This window comes from Paenibacillus sp. FSL L8-0502 (assembly GCF_038593055.1).
Classification (GTDB): Bacteria; Bacillota; Bacilli; order Paenibacillales; family Paenibacillaceae; genus Paenibacillus; species Paenibacillus polymyxa_D.
The window spans coordinates 4,816,987-4,833,508 of the sequence record NZ_CP151958.1; the positions used below are offsets into that span (position 1 = coordinate 4,816,987).

Genomic DNA, 16,522 nt, shown 5'->3' on the forward strand with positions numbered 1-16,522 from the left:
ACAGCTTAATTTGATTAAACATCTAGCTCCTCCAAGTATTTCAACAATGCAGCGAGAGAACATACATTTAATATATGTATATTGTGATAATCGTTTAAGGTATGATTCAACTCTTTTTCTAAGCTATTCCAAAAATCATCAAAATTTTTAAAAGTTATTCCCGTCAACTCACAAATAAAAGGAACTTTATATAAAGTATGGATGTCAATTTCAAGATTAGTGGTTTCATAAATCGCCTTTTCTATATACCTGCCAAATTTTTTTACTAAGTTACTATCCATGTCAGCATCAAGGATAGGTTTAAATTCAGCTACTGTCACCTCATATTCCAAAGCACTGCGTTCAAGAATATCATTAACCTCTGAAAACGTGATATCTTTATTATAAATGTCAGAGTTCTTCACCTCAGAAGAGATCAGTTGCATACTTCTCCCCACACAAAGAGCATTCGCTTTAGAAGTACCTTTAAAAAAGGCAAACCGTTCGGCAAGTGTATAGACAAAAATTGGGGCATCATCAAATACAGCTTGAATTTCTTTGTTTTTTGAATATAAAAATGACTCAATTGAACAAAACATTTGCCCATTTACACCAATGACAGTAGGCAGACTAGCTGGATAACTACTCTGACTACCATTTTTTACAGATACAAAAATAAGTTTATTTTGATCTACTAACTGCTGTGTAATTTGGCTAAGTTGCTGATAGTATCCTTCTGAAGTAACCGAAATGCTTATGCAAATATATTTAATATTCAGATTAAGGCATTTCTTCAACGCCATCTGCAAGAGTCTAGTACTCGTTTTCCCTTCTTCATTTGCTATTTTTATGATGTAAAATTGAGCCTCACTAAAAACTTGCATAATCGTATCTGCCACAGATGTTCCATGCCCATGGTCATCCTGAAAATCATTATCCTCGATAATTTCGTTTCCTGAAAATTGAAATCTCACTCCATCTATAACATGTTTACTTAAACTACGATTCGTCATGTCCATTCCAGTATCAATTATGACTACTTGTTTGTTGTTAAACATAGTCTTCACCTATCCTATCAAATTTATAGAATGCTATATATAAATTAGCACTTTAGTTTGATATAGAATGTGTAAGTGATAAAATAACCAATTTCATGCTATAAAAAGCAAATTTCCGATAAAAATGTATTAAAATTTCAATGCTGACCATTTATAATTACGAGTTACTAGAGTATAGCAAGACGCAAAATGACACAATATGCGCTGATTATTACAGTAATATTTCTAGATAGATCAACTATAGTAACCTTATTCATAGATTAACTACAACTTAAGAATACAGGCTATCTGGAAGCAATTAATCTCAATAGTCTGTTAAGGCTCCGTATAAATATTTTAAGAAGGTGATAATCAAAATAATTATATGTCCGGAAAATTAGTTAATCACGCAAAAAAAATAATTTGGAGGTTCCTTATGATAAAAAAACAAAAATTTCTACCGTTCAAAATTGCTTTTATATTCTGTATGTGTTTGACAAGCTTTTTCATTGCTAATGATACTAACTATGCTGCAGAACATAAGAATTTTACGACTATAGAACAAAATAAAAATATTCCGACTGTTGAAGAATACGAGAATGATGTAAAAGATTTACCTAGACTTAATGCGAATGAAACCATGGACAAATTCAACTCGGGAGAAGGTTTTTACCTTTATATTGGTAGACCTAGCTGTTCCGATTGTCGTGAATTCTCTCCCATTTTAAAAGAATTTTCTGTCCGTATATCACAACCCATCTATTATTACAATCTGGATGGTGGGGACTGGAAACCAGTCATTCGGCAATTTCTTAGAGATCACATCAATTTACAAGCTACTCCGACATTAGCATATATTAAAGATGGAAAAGTCGTTGCCCAACAAGTTGATACTGGACCAAATGCGGATGAATTGCTAACTATTTTTGCCAATTGTCCTCAGTAACCTTTCCCATTTCAAAATGATCGATTCAAATCATTGAAACTTTGACTCGCAAGATGGGATATTTTGAAAAAAGATCCTTCTTGCGAGTCTTCTATACTTTATATTTTAATCACAGTTCCCATTCTTCCCGCAGTAGCCCCATTCGGATCGAATCATAATACTTTCCATTATAATATCTGCACTTGCGAAGCCTGGCTTCGAGGGTCATACCCAGCTTCTCTCCAACCTTCATCATCCGATGGTTTCCTGACCATGTTGTAAAGCCTACTCTTACTAGAGGCAATGTATTAAACAAATGCGTGATCCATAGTCGGAGTACCCTCGTACCATACCCACCGCTCCAATACTGCGAATCAAAGATACCTATCCCCATCTCAAGCCATAGGGACGGCTTATGCTCCCAATAGTAGCTAACCGATCCAATGACCTTACCCTCCACTTCAATGATCCAAAAGTCATCTTGCCCGATTCGCTTTTCCTTCTCTTTTAAATACTCCTCAAAAGAAAGTGGCTTATGTTCATAATAAGGTGCGTCCCACTGCTTCCATTCCGGTGCTTCTTCCTTAAAAGTTAACGTCCAAAGGGCATATAGGTCTTCTTCTCTAACGGGCCTAATCGTTAAATCCTTATCCGTATACATTGAGTACACTCCTTTTATAATAAAATTCATTCTATCTACTTTGGGCTATATTGGGCTATATTGAGCTTTATTGTATCTCCTTTTGCATTATTTCGAATTTCTAGTTTTGTCCGTCTTTGAAGCAAGACCGTAATTTAAGTTGACAAACAATCAAAAATAATATATCTTAATATCAAGATAATAAATATAAAGAAAAGTTTTTCGACTGTTTATTTTGTTTAGAAAAACCTAATCATATAAAAACCAAGGAGGATAATGACATGAAACTATTAGGATTACATCACGTTTCGGCGATTACAGCAGCAGCGGCTAAAAATGTTGATTTTTATACTCAGGTAATGGGACTTCGGTTGATCAAGAAAACGGTGAACCAAGATGATGTTAGTGTGTATCACCTTTTTTACGGAGATGAGCGTGGAACTGCGGGTACAGAAGTCACTTTCTTTGAAATTCCACATGCGGGACAAACTCGTACAGGAAATAACAGCATTTCAGCTCTCTCCCTACGGGTACCAAATGACAAGGCACTGGATTACTGGAAAAACCGCTTCGAGCAGCTGGATGTAAAACATGGCGAAATTACGGATCAAGCGGGCCGCCTGGCACTTTCGTTTGAGGATTTTGAAGGACAACGCTTCTTCCTCGTTTCAGATGAGCATGATCACGGAATGCGTGGCGGCACGCCTTGGGAGAAAAGCCCTGTCCCTGCCGAATACGGCATTGTAGGACTTGGACCGGTTCATCTGACTATTCCCAAAGCGGAGAATACCATTCTTATTCTTGAACAGGTTATGGGCTTCCGCAAAAAGGGCTCCTACCCTTCCCCTGTTGCTGGACAAGCGGATGTGGTCATCTATGAAACGGGTGAAGGCGGTACAGGAACTGAGGTGCATCTGGAAGAGCGCAACGATCTGCCACAAGAGCGACCAGGACGCGGCAGTGTGCACCATGTAGCTTTCCGTGTTGAAACCGAGGAAGAGCTCAAACAATGGGTAGAGCGTATTGGGCAGCTGCAAATTTCCAACTCTGGTTTTGTAGATCGCTTTTACTTCCGTTCATTGTATTTCCGTGAGCCGAACGGCATTCTGTTTGAATTGGCTACCGATGGACCGGGGTTTGACACCGATGAGGAATTGGAGTTTCTGGGCGAATCCCTATCACTGCCTCCATTTTTGGAGTCGCGCCGTGCTTCGATTGAGGCCAATCTTAAACCGCTTAACACTAAACATTAATAGGGTTATATTTGCTCTAAAATCACACAAAGCCGGGACTCCTACATCATGTAGAGGTTCCCGGCTTTTTTCGTGCAATTGCCCTGCTTTTACCTATAAAACATGTCATTTGCATGCTTTTCCGCTTTGACAGGTAAGTGAAATGCCCTTTTTAGTTAGCTTACAGCTTTTTATCATCCACACTGTTCAGCCATGCTTCGATTTCTCCGATTACTGAGGCAATGCAACCATCTTGGAATGGCGAGATGAGTCCAGCCAGCTCAACCAATCCGGTAAAGGATCGACTTCCCCCAGCACGACACAGCTTCAAATAATCTTCCCACGCTGCTGTCCGGTCGATACTCATGCGTTTCCAGAATTGGAACGCGCACAGTTGCGCGAGTGTATAGTCAATGTAGTAGAACGGAGATTGGAAAATATGCCCCTGCTTGTGCCAGAATCCGCCCTGCTCCAGATACTCGTTGCCTTCATAATCCAGATGCGGTTTATACTTACGTTCAATGGAGCGCCATGCGCTTTTACGTTCGGCTGGGGTCCAATCCGGATGTTCGTATACGGCATGTTGGAATTCATCCACGGCTACGCCGTAAGGAACGAACAGCAACGATGAAGATAGATGTTCAAAGTGATATTTGTCCGTATCTTCCTCGAAGAACAGATTCATCCAGGGCCATGCAAAAAACTCCATGCTCATAGAGTGAATCTCAGCCGCCTCCATCGTTGGCCAATGGTACTCGGGAATTTCAAAATGTCGGCTTTCATAGACCTGGAAGGCATGACCTGCTTCATGCGTCAATACGTCGATATCACCGGACGTACCATTGAAATTGGAGAAAATAAACGGCGTGCCATATTCGCTCAAAAATGTACAATAGCCTCCACTTTGTTTTCCCTTTTTGCTGATCAAATCCATTAATCCACGTTCGATCATAAAGCTGAAAAATTCATGTGTTTCCGCTGAAAGCTCCTCATACATGCGTGCTCCATTACGAAGGATCCACTCCGGGTCACCTTTAGGCGTAGGATTGCCTGACAGGAAGTTGAAGCCTTCATCGTAATAGCGAAGCTGATCTACTCCAATCCGTTCGCGCTGGCGCTCCTTCAGCTTGGTTGCCAAAGGAACGATGTGCTTCAGCACCTGCTCGCGGAAATTGGCTACCATCTCGGCATTGTAATCTGTACGTCCTAAGCGGGCATAGCCCAATTCTACGAAGTTGTCATAGCCCAGCTTGTGTGCCATGCGCGTACGTACCTTGACCAATTCATCATAAATTCGATCCAGCTCGTCCTCATGCTCACTCATAAATTGATATTTAGCCTCGGAGGCCTGTTTGCGTGTCTCCCGGTTGGTAGCCATTTCAAATGGCAGGAGCTGTGACAATGTGCGTTCTTCCCCCTCGAACGGGATCTTCGCTGAAGCAATCAATTGAGCATATTCCGAAGTCAGCTTATTCTCCTGCTGCAAATCCTCAATAATATCCGGATGGAACGACTTGAGGGCTACCTCGGCAATACTGAAAAGCTGGCTGCCCCATAGACTCTCCAACTCGTTGCGGAATGGAGAATCCACCAATGCCCGGTAGTAATCGGTTACATACTCCTGAATAACCGGCATGAAATCATCAGCGTACTCTTGCTCCGCTTTGTAAAAGGCGTCCTCCGTATTAATGGAGTGCCGAACTTCCACCAATTGCAATTGCGTTTCCACATTACTGCGCAGCTTATTAATCGCATGAATCACTTCATTTTGACGTTCTACGCTGTCCGCTTCACGAAACTGCTGCAACAGCGTTTTAAACCGCTGTTCAATTTCAGGTTGCTCTGGTCGGCTGTAAGCCATTTGGCTGAATAATGTCATTGCTTCGGTTCCTCCTTAAATGTAATAAATCTGATGCCTATTATACAGTACGATTAGACTAAACTGGAAGCCGAAATTCCAAAAAAATACAACCTCAAAAGCCGCAATACAATGTATTGCGGCTTTTGAGCCTAATCTAACTTATATATCATAGATGTCGCTGCCTAAAGCAACCTAAATATATATACAGCCTGGTGAGGATTTATAAGTCTCCCTAATGTCGCAGACCTTCATGCTTTATTGATTTTGCAAACGATGTGCCGCATGCAGGGTCGGACCGACAAATTCATTTAGCTTGAAGCCACCTTCAATGGCCTGTGTAATGAATCTCTTGGCCTGATCCACTGCTTCACGTACAGTCAGCCCTTGTGCCAAACCAGCCGTTACCGCTGCCGAAGTGGTGCAGCCTGCACCGTGGGTAAAGTTTGTTTTTACAACATCGGCTTCAAACCAGTCAAAAGTGATTCCGTCATATAGCAGATCCATCGCTTTACCTGCACGAATTTTGCCACGGTCCTTGATCAGTACATGCTTAGCTCCACGCTCATGGATAATCGCAGCCGCTTCCTGCATCTGCTCCAGTGTCGTGATCGGTCCATTCTTCGCCAGTTGCGAAGCCTCAAACAAGTTCGGTGTTACCAGGTCAGCGCCAGGGATCAACAATTCCAGCATCGCCTCTGTATTTTCCGGCTGAAGCACTTCATCCGTGCCTTTGCAGACCATGACCGGGTCAATTACGATCCGCTTCAAATCATGCTTTTTCAAATGGCTGGCTACCAGCTCGATAATATCAACCGAGCCTAGCATGCCGGTTTTCATCGCATCAAAGCCGATACCTTCCAATACAGTACGCAGCTGCGCTTCTACCACATCCAACGCAACAGGATATACAAGATGGTCCCAGGTTTTAGGCCCCATCGCTACTACGGTTGTCAATACGGTCATACCATATACGCCAAGCTCCTGAAAGGTTTTCAGGTCTGCCTGAATACCCGCTCCACCGCTTGTGTCGGAGCCGGCTATCGTTAATGTTTTGGGAATCGTCATTTGTTCATGCTCTCCTTCACTTTCTGTGCTGCATTTATCCTAATCCCGCTTGCGAAACTTGTCAACGCGCAAAACGGTCCTCTCTATGCTAAAAGTCACAAGCGACGGCAGCAGCTAAAAAACGAGAACATCCCCTTTTGAAACGGGAATATCCTCGCAATAACGTGTTATATGAAGAATTTGAAGGAAATTTAGAATTATAAATATCCGCCGGTACTGTGATCATAGGCATGATTCTTTTCATTTGCACGTACGCCCAGGCATAGGCTCTGATACAATTGCTGCTGTTCCGGTGTAGCAAAATTCCGATGCTGCTCAAATAAAGCCATACAACCAATGATATGTTCGGTATAGCTATTATCAACGGACAGTTGCAAGCAGTGCAGTGTTTGTCCCACTCCCTCGGGGTAATCGCCTTTTCGGAAATAATATTCTGCAAACACCTTACAAAAGGATGCAAAACGAAATGCATTAAAGTGCTTGCGATAATGAGTATCCCATCGTTCCGGTGCAAGCTCCCAGAAGTTCTTGAGTTGCTGACTAAACAGTCCCAGTTCGGCATCCACGAAATAACCGAACCGGTTCGCCGATTCGAGCAAGGTGTTCAAGCCTTCCAATGTCTCATCCGGATGCTCGCGCAGATAAGTAATATATTCATAGATTGCAGAAGTGTTGCCCATTTTAATTTCAATACAAAGTCGGTTGCCCTGTGCATATACACGATGCAGGTTGACCACTTTCCAGCCTTCTTCGTCTAAACCCTCAAACCAGCTCAAATCTGCATAACCTTCAATCCATTGCTTGGATTCCTCATATCTACCCTGAAACTCATAGCAACTGGCCTTGAGCAGATGCCCCTGAGCATAGTAATAAACGAGCGGCTTAAGCAGCTCCAGGTGCTCATCTCCGAAACGGTTCCGATTGCGATACAATGCCTGCGCCAGCTCTCTTAGCTCGTCCGCATACATTTCCATCTCGGACCATTGCATTTTTAAAGCAAACACTTGAGATAGCATATGTAAGCCTTCCAATGCGTAAATTTCCGGTAGACGACTACGGTACAAATGGAATTGTACAGCAGCCTTCAAGTTCCGTTGGTTATCCTTAATCTGAATCTGGAATATACGGAAATAGCTGATCGCCAATCGTTCAGAGTGGGTATACTTCTCACTTTCGATGACACAATCATACAGAAGCATGGCGGCTTCATGTCTGCCATCCTCAAACATCGCTTCTGCGGTCTCAAAAATGGCAGGAACGTTCGATAAATCGTCCATCAAATAGGCAAGTACACTGCGTATACACTCCAGCTTGTTCAACTCTGAACAACGCAGGAGAAACGGACGCAACCTCCTCCAGTGCGGCAAGGAATGAATAAAACATTCATCAACATACATCTCGAACAAAGATCCTTCTTCCAATCCCATGGCCTCGGTAATCAGATCAAGCTGATTGACTGAGATCGGCCGTGGTGGGTTCCGATTAAGTATACCGCTAAGTGTACCCGGATTTACCTTGGAAGCATCTGCAAAAGACTGCATTGAAATGCCTTCAGTTTGAATATACTTTTCTATTTCTGCGCGGATCGTGGTGTTTTTTTCCAAAGGGACACCCCCTCAAACGAATGATGGTGACTTTTTCATTACCTTTTAAACCAAAATTTGTTTAATCAAAGTATATGTCTATTTATACGAGAGGTCAATAACTTTAAACACGACTCAGGACATATAAAATCACGAGTTTTGTACGATTTTAAATCTGTTTTATGAAAAAAGACCGTCCTCTGCGGGACAGTCTATTTCTATTATTTTGATGCTGTGGACTTATAGGACAAAAACTAGTTAGCAGTTCTACCGTGAACGTCCGAAATCGACGGCAAACTTAGCGTACCCTTCTACCGTTAACCCTTCATAAAGCAACTCCGAATAGGCATTAGCGGCATCCGTTGCTTGCGGTGAGGTCAGGAACGTCACATGCGGACGCCCTGACCATGGGGCGAGGGACCAATGGCCGTCAGCTTTTGGCGTCAACGTCTTCATATGCCGCACGTATTCGGTCAGCACATGACGGTTTTCATCCGGTGAAGCAAGTATAATTCGCTCTCCACCCGGATTGACCAGCGCAGAGGAAAACGCGCGATAGTTATTCGTAACAACCAGATAATGTCGCTGCATATCCATCGGTTCGCCATCAAAAGACATCTGAATGATTCTGTGTGCATCTGGATCCTTTAGGCCCCCGTCAGCATCATATCTGGCTGGCTGTGTTACATCAATCTGATACCTGATACCGTCGATGATATCGAAATTAAAGCTTGGAAAATCAGAATTAATCAGCCCTTGCTCTTGTTCTGCTGAAGGATCAATTTGCCGGAATTGTCCAGCAGACCACTCCAGCCATTCCCGGATTTCCGTTCCGGTCAGTCGAACGACATGCAGCGTATTCGGAAAATTGTACAGATCGGCGATATGCTTGATCGCCAACGTTCCCACCGGAATATGGGTATAGTACGATGGGCCATATCTGCCGCCTGTTTTAAAAGGAGCTGCTGCCGACAGAACGGGCAATCCTTCGTACTCGCTCCCTTGCATCTGCTGCTTCACATACCACATTTGCGCATCATTCACGAGCTGAACCGAAGCATCATCCATCACCTGAGCAAAAAAGCTGTTCACCGCCACCGTCGTCTGACCTACAGGTGCACGAATATACTCTAGTGTTCCGGCGTGCTCTTCTGCTACCGACTGCTGAATGGCAGTATCCGGTTGTACCAGCGCCTCCTTGCGTATCGGATCATACACCGGGCGTACCTCGACAGCAGATGCAACCACCTGCCACTTTCCTCCACTAAAGGTCAACTCCAGATCAATGATCCCCAGATGATCCCCCCAAAAGCCCGGCTCCACTGCTGGGATATCGTGGATGGTACCTCGCTCTAGATCGACACCTGTTTTTCCCATAAACGAAGATCCTGGAAATACTTTATGGGCATGACCAAACACAATGGCGTCAATCCCTTCCACCCTGCTCAGATGCAGCACCGCATTTTCCATATCAAGTGTTTCGGGAATATCTTCGAAGCCAGCATGGGGCATGGCAATGATCAGATCGGCTCCCGCTGCCTTCATTTCTGGAATAAACCGTCTTGCTGTTTCCAGCATATCTTTGACAATGATTTTCCCCTCCAGCCACGCCTTGTCCCATTGCATAATTTGCGGAGGGACAAAGCCGATGACCCCTACCTTCAACAGATGCTTACCACCTGCTTCATCCTCTACCGTCTTATCCAGCAATAGATAAGGTGTAAAGTAGTTTTGTTCTTGTTCTCCCGTTATATAAATGTTGGCATTCACATATGGAAATTGCGCTCCTCGAAGGCAAGTCTGCAAGTATTCCAGTCCGTAGTTAAATTCATGATTCCCGATATTACCTGCCTCGTACCCAAGCAGATTCATGGCTTTATAGGCGGGATGCACCGCGCTCGGGTCCAGTCGGAGTCGCTGTACAGCATAATCTCCCATTGGATTCCCCTGAATCACATCTCCGTTATCCAGCAGCAGGTGATTGGGTGCCTCCGCCCGGGCTATTTGAATCAAGCTGGCTGTTTGCGCCAGACCGTAATGCAGCGTTTCCTGATCCGTATAATAATCGTAATTCCACAAGCTGACATGCAAATCGGTTGTAACCATAATACGGAATTTCACTCTCACAGGACTTACATTTTCATGGCCTGCCTTTTCGTTAATATCCAAAACATTCAATCTTGTTCTCTCCCTCAGCTTCGGTCATAGAGCTTGAACAAGTCTAACAGAGCACTGTTAAGAGAATGTTAATATGATAAATTTTACATCATTTTTACCAAAGTCAGGAGTGGTTTTTACCCTAGCAGCGGGACTAGCTGTTAAGATTTGGTTTGTCACAGCATTTACAGGTTTTTAATTTTATTTTCGTTATTACGATGTTTAGGGGGAAATTATTTTGTTCAAAAAAGCACTGACCTTGTGCATGACCTTCACACTGGCAGCGGGTCTAGCCGCTTGTGGCTCCAATGCAAGCAATAACAACAGCGCGTCCACTCCGGGTACAGATGGTTCTAAAAACGAAAGCACAGCCTATGTTCCTAAGGAGTTAAAGGTACAGTTCGTTCCTTCTCAAAATGCAGATACGCTCGAAGCCAAAGCCAAACCGCTCGAAAATCTACTGGGTGACAAGCTTGGAATCCCGGTGAAAGTAACCGTATCTCCTGACTACAATACGATTGTGGAAGCCATGTCTTCCAAACAGGTAGATGTAGGATTCCTTCCGCCGAATGCTTATGTACTGGCCCACGATAACCGTAAAGCAGCCGACTTGCTGTTGCAAGCTCAACGCTACGGAATTGAAGATGCCACAGGCAAGGACACGACTGAAAAAGTGAACTTTTATAAAGCCATGATCGTAGTGAAAAAGGATTCTCCGATTCAAAGTCTAGCTGATCTGAAAGGCAAGAAGGTTGGCTGGCAAAATGTAACCTCCTCCGCAGGCTACGTGTACCCTGCAGCAGAGCTGAAAAAAGCTGGCGTGGACCCGGACACGGATGTGCAGGGTGTAACAATCAAAGGCCACGATGCTGCTATTCTGGCGTTGCTGAACGGTCAGGTTGATGCGGTAGCTGTTTTCCAAGATGCACGTAACACGGTGAAGAAGGAAATCCCGGATGTATTTGAAAAAACTCGCGTCATTCATTACACAGCTAAAATTCCAAATGACACCGTCAGCGTACGTTCTGATATGGATCAAGCGTGGAGAGACAAGATCAGCCAAGCCTTTATTGACATTGCCAAAGACCCAGCAGGCGGCGAAATCATTAAAGAGATTTACACCCATGTAGGTTATGAAAAGGGCGACGATAAAAACTTCGACTCCGTGCGTGAATACGCCGAAGCTGTTGGTCAAGCGGTTAAGTAATCGGAGCAAGCAAGGTACTGTAATGAAGTAACAGCTACGAAACAGGCTTTACGAATGACAGGGCAGCACCGTCCATGTATTCATGGCGGTGTTGTTTTCATTCCACCCCATCGGGGGAGAAAGTTGGGAGCATATGATCGAATTTCGAAACGTATCGAAAACATACCCGAACGGCACCAAAGGGTTGAACAATATTAATTTGACGATTCAGGAGGGAGAAATGGTCGTCATCGTCGGTTTATCCGGTGCAGGTAAGTCTACCCTGCTGCGTTCCATTAACCGACTGCATGACATTACGTCCGGCGACATTATCGTGGGTGGCAGGTCCGTCACGTCTGCTGGAAGCAGCGAGCTGCGGCGCATTCGCCGTGATATCGGCATGATCTTTCAAAGCTTCAATCTGGTTAAGCGTTCGACGGTGCTCCGCAATGTACTTTCCGGCCGTGTCGGCTATCATTCGACGCTGCGAACCATTCTCGGCCTCTTCCCGAAGGAGGATATCGAACTGGCACTAACAGCGCTGGAGCGCGTGAACATCCGTGAAAAAGCCTACAGCCGGGCAGATGAACTGTCGGGTGGCCAACAGCAGCGCGTATCCATCGCCCGCGCTCTTGCGCAAGAGGCTAAAATCATTCTGGCGGACGAGCCTGTCGCATCGCTGGATCCGCTGACCACCCGCCAGGTCATGGATGACCTCCAGCGCATCAACCGTGAAATGCAGATTACGACCATCGTCAATCTGCATTTCATTGATCTCGCGCGCGAATATGCAACGCGGATCATCGGATTGCGCGCCGGAGAAGTGGTCTTTGACGGCACACCGAAGGAGGCTACGGATGAGGCCTTTGCGGAGATCTACGGCCGGGCCATCAAGCATGATGAGCTGCTGGGAGTGGGATCATGAAGCCCGACTCTACTGCCCAGCCGCTCTCTTCGACGCAACCGTCACCGCATGCTGGACCGCCGCAGCCAAGTAAGCCGCCCGCAGGGCCACCTTTGCCAGGACGCTATAAGCGTTACGCCACCTGGATGATCTTTATCGTAGTGCTGGTAGCCTGCTCCATTCATACGGATGCCACGCCTTACCAATTGATCGTTGGCTTACCGGAGATGGGCAAATTGCTGGAGGAAATGTTTCCTCCTGATTGGAGTTACTTGCCTACCATCTGGAAACCGATGCTGGAAACGATCCAGATCGCTATTGTCGGCACGACACTGGGAGCCATATTGGCGATCCCTGTCGCGTTGCTGTGTGCCTATAATGTAATGCCGCGCAAGCTGATTTCGCTGCCGATGCGCACGATCCTGAATCTAGTACGGACGATTCCCGATTTGCTGTTCGCCTCGATCTTTGTGGCGGTATTCGGCATCGGGCCGTTTGCAGGGATGCTCGCCCTGCTCTTCTTCTCCTTTGGCATTATAGCCAAGCTGACCTTTGAGGCGATTGAAGCCATTGATCCCGGACCACTGGAGGCCATGACTGCTGTTGGCGCGAGCCGCATCCAAGTCATCGCCTTTGGTGTGGTTCCGCAGGCTCTGCCTTATTTTGTGTCGTACTTGCTGTATACCTTTGAGGTCAATGTGCGCGCGGCTTCCGTTCTGGGCCTGGTTGGCGCTGGCGGTATCGGTCTGTTGCTTGACCGTTCTCTGGGGCTGTTCCGATATGATCGGGCAAGCATCATTATTCTACTGACCCTCGTCATCGTCCTTGCGATTGATTACGGCAGTAACCTGCTACGGAGGAAATTATTATGAATGATCCTACGCTTCGCAGACCTATGGGCTCCCGCCTGCGCCTATGGGCGATAGCTATTCTGCTAATCATCATTTATATTTGGGCTTTTCGCGGGATGCAGTTTGAAGGATTACAGGGAACGGCCAAAAGTGTCTCTGTCGCTATATTGGACGGCTTCCTTCATCCCGACTGGTCGTTCGTCTACATTCCTGAGGGAGAGGATTTACTGCGCGGGTTACTGGATACGCTGGTCATTTCAGTGCTCGGAACCTTCGTGTCCGCATTTGTCTGTCTTCCGTTCGCCTTTTGGGCGTCCAGCAATATGACCCGTCTGCGTCCCTTGTCAGGTAGCGGAAAATTTGTGCTTAGTGTCATCCGGGTATTTCCCGAAATGATCGTCGCCATCTTGTTTATCAAAGCCGTTGGACCCGGTTCATTTGCGGGTGTGCTTGCCCTCGGCATTCACTCCATCGGCATGCTGGCGAAGCTTTTCTCGGAAACGATCGAAAGTGTCGATCACGGGCCCCAGGAAGCTTTGATCGCGTGCGGTGCCAACCGTTGGCAGGTGATTTTCTTCGCCGTGCTACCGCAGGTGATTCCACAGTTTCTTTCGTATTCGCTTTATCGTTTTGAAATTAACATCCGTTCCGCTACCACGCTCGGTCTGGTCGGTGCAGGCGGTATCGGTACTCCACTACTATTTGCACTCCAAATGCGCAACTGGAACCGTGTAGGCGTTATCTTGCTCGGTATTGTAGTCCTGATCATTTTGACGGATCTGATTTCCGGCTGGCTGCGCAAACGGATCGTATAATTAGAATTCTAAACACCCAAAAAGCCTCTCCTGTGTAAAAAGGGACATGTTATGTTCCCATTCACTCGGAAGAGGCTTTTGCCGTTCAACATCTCTCTGCCAATTCATCTATGATCCGTCGGACTTCCTCAGCCGTATTGTAAAAATGCGGAGCCACACGGATAACATCCTTTCGTGCTGAAACGATCATATTTTGGCTTCTCAATCGCCTCTCTACAGCCGACACGTCGGCTACTTCAACAGCGAGCAGGCTTGGTAATGTGCCTCCCCTGTAAGGTACACGTATGTGTAACCCTTTGCGCCGTCCATGTTCAACGGAAAAATCCAACAACTCACTCATATAGGCCTGAATACTCGTGACTCCAATCTCCAGCAGCAGCTTTAAGGCCGCATTGGCGGCAAAAATGCTAATGAAAGAAGGCAATCCCGTCTCAAAGCGTCGGGCTCCCGCCGCCGGAACCGGGTGAGCAATATCAAACCGGGAAGCGGGCTCCTGCCCAAGCCAGCCCGTAAGACGGGGCTTGAAGCGGTCTATTCGATCCTTGCTTACATAAAGAAAAGCCACGCCCGGAATTCCAAGCATATATTTGCGTGCTCCAGCGACCAGAATATCTACGCCCATTGCCTTTACATCCACTGGAATAATCCCTACTGACTGATAGGCATCCACAAACAGCAACGCCTGATTTCGGTGAGCTATATCTGCAATGGATTTTAAATCCTGCTGAAATCCGTTGGTATAGTTCACTTGTGACACCATAACGAGCGCAGTTTTCTCCGTAACATGCTCCTCATACTGTTCTATTATCACTTCTCCCTCGATGGAGGGGATACAACAGATGTGATCACGGAACATCTCCTGTGCCTGCCAGATGTGTCCCACTGTCGGGAAGTCGGTGTCCGCATACACAATGCCTTCTTTTCCCGATACATAAGGAAGGGCTGTGGCCACCCCGGCAATCGCCTCAGAGGCTGAGGACAGGACCGCAATTTCGTCAGTCTCCGCCCCGATGAGCTTGGCAAAATGCCCTCTAGCCTCCTCCAAACGTGCCATAGACAGATCACCGTTATGACCGTGTTGCAGCAAACTTCGATGATATTCCTCAATGGCAGCGGAAACCGGCCTCGATACGGCCCCTTGGGAACAGCTCCCTACATGGATATGTGAGGACAGCACTGGAAACAGCTGACGGTAGGACTGAAACGGATGTTTCATTTTTCCCTTCGCTCCTCCTGGGCACACCAACGTGCCTTGATATGATCATTTTATTATCCATATCAGCCACCTTAGAACAAGGGCCTCTCTTCCCATCTTCTCGCCGTTAACAGACGATAGATGCAAAGAGAGGCCCTGAGGGATCATATACAAAATCATAAATTAATGCACGCGTTTGCGTCCAAACCAGCTTTTAAGCACCAAGGTTGCCAGAGCAAGTAACAATAATAACGAGGCCACCGCAAAAGATGCCGAGAACTGATATTCGTTATACAAAATTTCCACATGCAGCGGCAGTGTGTTCGTCTCTCCCCGGATATGTCCAGAGACAACGGAGACCGCACCAAACTCACCCATGGCTCGTGCATTACACAAAATGATGCCATACAGCAGACCCCACTTGATGTTCGGCAGCGTCACTTTCCAGAAAATACGCCAACCGCGCGCGCCCAGCGTGACCGCTGCTTCTTCCTCTTGCTGTCCCTGATCTTCCATCATTGGAATGAGTTCTCGCGCCACAAATGGAAAGGTGATGAACAGCGTCGCTAAAATAATACCAGGCAAAGCAAATATAATTTTAATATCATGCTCGTCCAGCCACGGTCCAAGCCAGCCCTGTGCACCAAACACTAATACATACATCAGCCCTCCAACGACAGGAGAGATGGCAAAGGGTAAATCAATCAAGGTGACCAGTAAGCCTTTGCCGCGAAATTGAAATTTCGTGATCAGCCAAGCGGCAGCTACACCAAATACCGTATTCAGCGGTACCGTTATCGCTGCCACCAGCAGCGTCAACCGCAATGCAGACATGGCATCTGGGTCCCGTAACGCTTCGACGTAGACGCCCCATCCTTGCTTGAGCGCTTCGGTAAGCACGACGATTAGCGGCAATACCAGTACCCAGAGCAAAGCTAAAAAAGCAGCACCAATCAGCGTCCACTTCACCCAAGGGGCTTCGGTTGTGACCCTGTTGGGCGGTGCAGATGAAGGCACTGGTGCAGAAGCAAGCTCCTGCCCAGTTATTGCTTGTGACATGGTGTATCCCTCCTTAGAACGCGGGTATTATGC

General features: G+C 46.1%; 14 protein-coding genes. 6 read left to right on the forward strand and 8 right to left on the reverse strand.

The annotated features are described in order from the left end of the window. Positions 1-14: 14 nt before the first annotated feature. On the reverse strand, positions 15-1,037 hold the full coding sequence (locus NSQ57_RS21170) for a S8 family serine peptidase (RefSeq protein ID WP_069011966.1): 1,023 nt from the start codon (positions 1,035-1,037) through the stop codon (positions 15-17). A gap of 415 nt (positions 1,038-1,452) precedes the next feature. Between NSQ57_RS21170 and NSQ57_RS21175 the strand changes: the two genes are divergently transcribed. Then, the gene (locus NSQ57_RS21175) at positions 1,453-1,962 is read left to right on the forward strand and encodes a thiol reductase thioredoxin (protein WP_340886459.1); all 510 of its coding nucleotides are present in this window, start codon (positions 1,453-1,455) and stop codon (positions 1,960-1,962) included. A 109-nt stretch (positions 1,963-2,071) separates the two neighbouring features. On the opposite strand, the gene NSQ57_RS21180 is transcribed toward NSQ57_RS21175, so the two are convergent. Next, positions 2,072-2,602, reverse strand: coding sequence for a GNAT family protein (locus NSQ57_RS21180; RefSeq protein WP_342425257.1), 531 nt, complete (start codon positions 2,600-2,602; stop codon positions 2,072-2,074). Positions 2,603-2,862: 260 nt separating this feature from the next. On the opposite strand from NSQ57_RS21180, the gene NSQ57_RS21185 reads away from it, so the two are divergent. Further along, on the forward strand, positions 2,863-3,834 hold the full coding sequence (locus NSQ57_RS21185; protein ID WP_342425258.1) for a ring-cleaving dioxygenase: 972 nt from the start codon (positions 2,863-2,865) through the stop codon (positions 3,832-3,834). Positions 3,835-3,994: 160 nt separating this feature from the next. Here NSQ57_RS21185 and NSQ57_RS21190 read toward each other — a convergent pair whose 3' ends face one another. The 4 genes from NSQ57_RS21190 to NSQ57_RS21205 all read right to left on the reverse strand — a co-directional run bounded on the left by NSQ57_RS21190 (position 3,995) and on the right by NSQ57_RS21205 (position 10,500). Further along, a complete protein-coding gene (locus NSQ57_RS21190) occupies positions 3,995-5,692 on the reverse strand; it encodes a M3 family oligoendopeptidase (RefSeq protein WP_340933219.1) in 1,698 nt (565 codons plus the stop codon). 237 nt (positions 5,693-5,929) lie between these two features. Then, positions 5,930-6,739, reverse strand: coding sequence for a bifunctional hydroxymethylpyrimidine kinase/phosphomethylpyrimidine kinase (gene thiD / locus NSQ57_RS21195; RefSeq protein WP_342425259.1), 810 nt, complete (start codon positions 6,737-6,739; stop codon positions 5,930-5,932). Positions 6,740-6,936: 197 nt separating this feature from the next. Continuing rightward, complete coding sequence (locus NSQ57_RS21200; RefSeq protein ID WP_029519293.1) at positions 6,937-8,343, reverse strand: hypothetical protein; 1,407 nt, start codon at positions 8,341-8,343, stop codon at positions 6,937-6,939. 246 nt (positions 8,344-8,589) lie between these two features. Then, positions 8,590-10,500 (reverse strand): bifunctional 2',3'-cyclic-nucleotide 2'-phosphodiesterase/3'-nucleotidase, encoded by a 1,911-nt coding sequence (locus tag NSQ57_RS21205; RefSeq protein WP_340956913.1) that lies wholly within the window; start codon positions 10,498-10,500, stop codon positions 8,590-8,592. Positions 10,501-10,717: 217 nt separating this feature from the next. On the opposite strand from NSQ57_RS21205, the gene NSQ57_RS21210 reads away from it, so the two are divergent. The 4 genes from NSQ57_RS21210 to phnE (NSQ57_RS21225) all read left to right on the forward strand — a co-directional run bounded on the left by NSQ57_RS21210 (position 10,718) and on the right by phnE (NSQ57_RS21225) (position 14,235). Beyond that, on the forward strand, positions 10,718-11,686 hold the full coding sequence (locus NSQ57_RS21210) for a phosphate/phosphite/phosphonate ABC transporter substrate-binding protein (protein WP_025722520.1): 969 nt from the start codon (positions 10,718-10,720) through the stop codon (positions 11,684-11,686). Positions 11,687-11,819: 133 nt separating this feature from the next. Further along, positions 11,820-12,590, forward strand: a complete 771-nt coding sequence (gene phnC / locus NSQ57_RS21215; RefSeq protein ID WP_029519296.1) for a phosphonate ABC transporter ATP-binding protein — start codon at positions 11,820-11,822, stop codon at positions 12,588-12,590. Then, positions 12,587-13,441 carry a phosphonate ABC transporter, permease protein PhnE gene (gene phnE, locus NSQ57_RS21220; RefSeq protein ID WP_029519297.1) on the forward strand — a complete coding sequence of 285 codons (855 nt, stop codon included), beginning with the start codon at positions 12,587-12,589 and terminating at the stop codon, positions 13,439-13,441. The genes phnC and phnE (NSQ57_RS21220) overlap by 4 nt, the downstream gene beginning before the upstream one ends. Next, positions 13,438-14,235 (forward strand): phosphonate ABC transporter, permease protein PhnE, encoded by a 798-nt coding sequence (gene phnE / locus NSQ57_RS21225; protein ID WP_029519299.1) that lies wholly within the window; start codon positions 13,438-13,440, stop codon positions 14,233-14,235. Before phnE (NSQ57_RS21220) ends, phnE (NSQ57_RS21225) begins: the two co-directional genes overlap by 4 nt. An 85-nt stretch (positions 14,236-14,320) precedes the next feature. On the opposite strand, the gene NSQ57_RS21230 is transcribed toward phnE (NSQ57_RS21225), so the two are convergent. Both NSQ57_RS21230 and cysW read right to left on the reverse strand, forming a co-directional pair. Next, positions 14,321-15,451: an aminotransferase class V-fold PLP-dependent enzyme gene (locus NSQ57_RS21230; protein WP_340956916.1), complete on the reverse strand. Its 1,131-nt coding sequence runs from the start codon at positions 15,449-15,451 to the stop codon at positions 14,321-14,323. A 162-nt stretch (positions 15,452-15,613) separates the two neighbouring features. Next, entirely contained in the window at positions 15,614-16,489 is an 876-nt protein-coding gene (cysW, locus tag NSQ57_RS21235) for a sulfate ABC transporter permease subunit CysW (protein WP_069011947.1), read from the reverse strand. Between the last annotated feature and the right edge of the window lie 33 nt (positions 16,490-16,522).